Annotated in this window: 5 protein-coding genes; 2 read left to right on the forward strand and 3 right to left on the reverse strand. The window is 30.8% G+C overall.

The window, feature by feature from the left end; all coding sequences use genetic code 11:
- A partial coding sequence (locus IDG60_RS10300; RefSeq protein ID WP_206160669.1) for a DUF1304 domain-containing protein occupies positions 1-298 on the forward strand: 298 nt, incomplete at its 5' end.
- A 282-nt stretch (positions 299-580) separates the two neighbouring features.
- Here the strand turns inward: IDG60_RS10300 and IDG60_RS10305 are convergent.
- The 3 genes from IDG60_RS10305 to IDG60_RS10315 all read right to left on the reverse strand — a co-directional run bounded on the left by IDG60_RS10305 (position 581) and on the right by IDG60_RS10315 (position 2406).
- Complete coding sequence (locus tag IDG60_RS10305; RefSeq protein WP_000416469.1) at positions 581-1270, reverse strand: NYN domain-containing protein; 690 nt, start codon at positions 1268-1270, stop codon at positions 581-583.
- Positions 1271-1469: 199 nt separating this feature from the next.
- Positions 1470-1952 carry a 2-thiouracil desulfurase family protein gene (locus tag IDG60_RS10310; protein WP_000600865.1) on the reverse strand — a complete coding sequence of 161 codons (483 nt, stop codon included), beginning with the start codon at positions 1950-1952 and terminating at the stop codon, positions 1470-1472.
- A 46-nt stretch (positions 1953-1998) separates the two neighbouring features.
- Positions 1999-2406, reverse strand: a complete 408-nt coding sequence (locus IDG60_RS10315; RefSeq protein WP_000423526.1) for a DUF2992 family protein — start codon at positions 2404-2406, stop codon at positions 1999-2001.
- A 362-nt stretch (positions 2407-2768) separates the two neighbouring features.
- On the opposite strand from IDG60_RS10315, the gene IDG60_RS22290 reads away from it, so the two are divergent.
- Positions 2769-2867 (forward strand): hypothetical protein (locus IDG60_RS22290; RefSeq protein ID WP_241013360.1); only part of this gene is annotated, 99 nt, incomplete at its 3' end.

Raw genomic sequence — 2867 nt, forward strand, 5'->3', positions numbered from 1 at the left:
CCTTGAAACGATTGCTACAACTTCCAAAAAGACTAGCGAGACATTTAATATAAGCGTCGATAAATTGAAAGACAAAAATATTAACCTACTTTTGAAGAACCAAGGCGTATATAACGGTTTAATCGGAATTTTGCTAATATACGGTTTGTTTATCAGCAGTAATCCAAAAGAAATATGCGCAGCTATTTTAGTGTATATCATTGGCGTTGCTATTTATGGTGGCCTTTCAAGCAATATTAGTATCTTTTTCAAACAAGGTACATTGCCAGTATTGGCACTCATATCAATGCTTTGGTAAATATTGGTGTTTGGGGGTTTGGAGGTTTGGAGGTTTGGAGGTTTGGAGGTTTGGAGGTTTGGAGGTTTGGAGGTTTGGAGGATGTGAGCGAATTGGGTGTGGACTTTAGACTCAGAGTATTTCATCCTAATTATTTCAAGCAGAGGTGACAGTAACGTTGCCTCTGTTTCCTTATAGAAAAATTATTTAATGACGAAAACCCATATCTGATTTAATTTTTAGCTGATAAATACTAATAGCTATAAACGTCTGTAAAGTAGAAGATGCGTTTTAAAAAAATTATTATTTAAATAGTTGATTTAAATAAAATTTAAATTTTTCATCACAAGTACGCCTACCATCAATGTGTAATGACAAGTTGTTTCTAATATCTGCCCCTAAAGAATCTAATACAAAATCAATTCCTTCTGTTCTTGCTAGTTTAGCAGCAGGTACAAAATCGCTATCACCAGCTATTAAAATAATTTTATCTACTTGATGTTTAAATGATAATGAAGCTATGTCTAAACCTATTTTCATATCAACACCTTTTTGTTGTAATGATAGGGAAAAATCTTTTTCTTTCAAATCATTTAAATCGATACTTCCATTTAATAATTTTTTTGTAATAGAGTATTTTAAGTTGTATTCAACTGAATACTCACTCAACTCTCCTAACCTCAATGCTACCTTTCTTTTTTTGCTCATTTCTTTGAAAAAGTCTTCTGTCCACTTTTTCGTATCAGTATTGGAAAAATTTACATTCTTTTTTAATAAGGGGTGATAAACTATCTTATCAATAGGAGGACAATCATAGTAAAATATTCTGTATAATTTATTATATATTTCTTCTTTGAAATGTGTCTCTTTTAAGTGTCTATTGCAATAACTATATAACTCGTCAGCTCTTTCTTTCGCTGTAACTTTTCCGTAGACTTTTGCGCTTATCTTTCTATAGTATCCACCATCTACTAAAATGGCTACTTTTTCCATTACATCACTCCTTTATATCAAAAAATCCATGATTTCGAAATTCCCGTATGGTGGGGTTCCTACTCTCATGGATCTGTTAACAAAATTATCTGTACCGATATATTATCACAACTTGAATATCATTTCAACGATTTTAAAAAATATTTTATAAAGTATCTTACAACTTAAATGTTTGGTTTATTACGTATATCCTCAATACTTACTTTTCATGTACTATCGTTTCATTCATGTTTTGGTCAAAAAACGTATTTTCATCATAAACTTTTATACCTTCATTAATGAGTAAAGCAGTTGCCACACCTACACCCTTTTTCTTATTTCCTGTAAAATTCCCATCATATATCTCTTGTGATCCACATGATGGGCTATTTGCTTTTAAAATAACTGTATCACATTGATATTTTTTCAAAATTTTTAATGTAACTATTGCTCCATGTTTATAATCGTCAGTTACGTCTTTGTTCGAAATAGTAACAACCTTTGCAGCGTCATTCCATACATCAAAACCATCGCCACCAATAATTTCTGCAGGTTCTCTAGGAATTAATAATCCACCAAGTAATTCTGGACATGCGTGAATAGCTTTTCCGCTGTCTATTAATTTTTTCAATCTAACATTCAATTGATTACCACCATCGTATCTTACATTATCGCCTATCAAACACGAACTAATTAAAATCATCCCAACCACCTATAAATCTATTTGTTTTAATTTATTTGTCGTATCGCTAATGCCCCTTATGCTTCTCTTTTGCTTTAACCTTTTTAATTTCTCTTTTTCTTTTTTGAAATGCATCACGTTTTTCTTTATAGCGCTTCCGCTTTTGCTTTTTCTTTAATTCTAATTCTTTCTTAATAGCTATTTGTGCTTGGGTAGAATATTTAGGTTTCTTTTGCTCCTTAGCAATTTGTCGTTGTAGTTTTTTCGGGTTTACTTTTCTAGAAATATTTTTCGTATAAACAATAGTTTGCACATCATCAATCATTTTCATTAATTGATGATGAATAAAATCCAATACCTCTATATCATCAGGTTCATTCCCAAATGTGTATTGGATAAATTTAGATTTATTTTCCATTTTATATTCTACCAATGCTACAAAAAATTGCCCATTGTAAAAAATAGATAGCTCCATGCTATCCCTCCTCTAGTTTTATTAGAAATGACGGACGACCCGAGGAGGAAGGTTACTGACAGTTTTAAAACTGCATTGGGACTACCAACCCAATTGTGTTTTTACACTTCTATATACAGAATATATTGCACAACGTTACATGTAAACTGTAATTTTAAAAATTCACATTACAGAAGGTATATGTAAATAACGCTAATAAAATATTAACAGGGAAATACTTACACCCCATTAGTGTTGATTGGCATTGCATAATGCTTTTAAACAAATAATTTGGTAACAATAAGAAACGATTTACACAAAGGTAATTGTATAGTAAAATTATTTTATAATACTTAAATTGAATTGTACAAGGAGTGAATATCATGGTACCAGAAGAAAAAGGTTCTATTACTTTGTCAAAAGAAGCAGCTATCATATTTGCAACTGCAAAATTCAAACCATTTCATAATAGAATTAAAAAT

Source organism: Staphylococcus sp. EG-SA-2 (assembly GCF_017152085.1).